Annotated in this window: 1 protein-coding gene; it reads right to left on the reverse strand. The window is 42.2% G+C overall.

The features are described from left to right. Positions 1-311 precede the first annotated feature (311 nt). Positions 312-1,466, reverse strand: a complete 1,155-nt coding sequence (locus L1077_RS27065; RefSeq protein WP_211037558.1) for an IS110 family transposase — start codon at positions 1,464-1,466, stop codon at positions 312-314. Positions 1,467-1,572 lie beyond the last annotated feature (106 nt).

A 1,572-nucleotide genomic window follows, 5' to 3' on the forward strand; every position in this document is an offset into this window, starting at 1 on the left:
GCGTTGGTATGACTCCCTCTGTCAAGTTATACACACTGATCCTTGCCTAACTTTAAGCCATAATTTCCTAACTCGAATTAGAAAGAGTTAATGAATAGGATGAAGCAAGTAATTTCGTCGGTTTTCTTGCTGGTATTCGTTGGTTACTCACTTTTATGAGCAGAGCAGACTTTACTTAACTCGACGTGGCACCTGTCTTCAGTCTATGTTCGTGATTCAATGTTGCGGTAACAACATTACCATCCTAACGCCGTCGGTGGTTGTGCCACCCCCGATGCTTGATCCAATGCATTAACTCTAATTCGTTCATATTAAGCTGGTACTCTTGATAATCTTAACTTAGGATTTATCGGCGAGAGCACAATCTGTTTTGCGATTGCCCAGATATAAGCGATCATTTCACGGGCAATGGCGGTGACAACGAGGTTGTAATGCTTGCCTTTATTAATGAGCTTTTTATAACGTTTACAGAGCCTTAATTGTGCTTTCCATGCGATATCAACAATCTGCTTTGGTAAACCCTCTTGTCGTTTTTGTAACTCGGTCGATATGTTGGCTGCATGACGGTAACTATGAGCACCCTCGACTAATAAACGTCTAGCACGACCATTGCCACATTTAGTAATTGCACCAATGTGCCTTTTACCGCCACTCGAGTGTTCGCTTGGTACAAGACCTAGGTAACTCATTAGTTTTCGAGGATGGTCGAAGCGGGTTAAATCGCCAAGCTCAGCGACAACGCCAGCGGCTACAAGTAAACGAACACCTCTCATAGCCTGAATGGCTTTAACAACAGGGTAGTAACGCCATTGATAAACATGGTGAGAGAGCTCATTGTCGAGTCGCTCTAATCTAGCCATTCGCTCATTTATAGTTTGAATAAACTCTTGTAAAACGATTTGCTGTGCGGGGTGTGGCAATACCAGTTCGGTGAGCCAGCGTAAGTGTTTGAGAGACCAGTTTGCAGTGCCTGCATAGTTTATATTGTTGCGAAGAAGCAGTGCCTTCAGCTGATATTTGGCATCTTTTAAGTCTTTCATCGCGACTTCTCGAGCACGAGATAAATCACGAATAGCTTCATCTTCAGGCTCAGGCACATAAATAGGTGTTAAGTCTTCAGACTTAAGTAATTTAGCTAATTTAAGTGCATCACGCTTGTCAGTTTTAACACGTTCACCAGGCTTTTTAGGGATAAGCGAGGGGGCAACTACGTAACAGCAATGCCCAAGAGAAGTAATTAAGCGATAAATCCAGTAACCACAAGGGCCAGCTTCATAAACGAAATGTATAGTTGCATTAGGGTATTTAGATTCAAATTGCCTGATGAGCCTTTTTATAGCTACTTTAGCAGAAGAAATACGACCGAAATGAATGGGGTGTGCGCCGCGATTATCTTCAATGTAGGCAACCTCAATGAATTCTTTATGAGTATCTAAGCCAATGAAAAGTATGTTATGTTTAGTCATGCTAGCCTCTGCTATATAGTTATTTGACAAACTAATTATGGCTCTGGCTTTAAGCTAACCCACAAAAATGCGGAGGCTAGCACCGTGTGGGAGTCATTATGTCTAT

Origin of the sequence: Pseudoalteromonas luteoviolacea (genome assembly GCF_021654285.1) — a bacterium.
Classification (GTDB): Bacteria; Pseudomonadota; Gammaproteobacteria; order Enterobacterales; family Alteromonadaceae; genus Pseudoalteromonas; species Pseudoalteromonas luteoviolacea_J.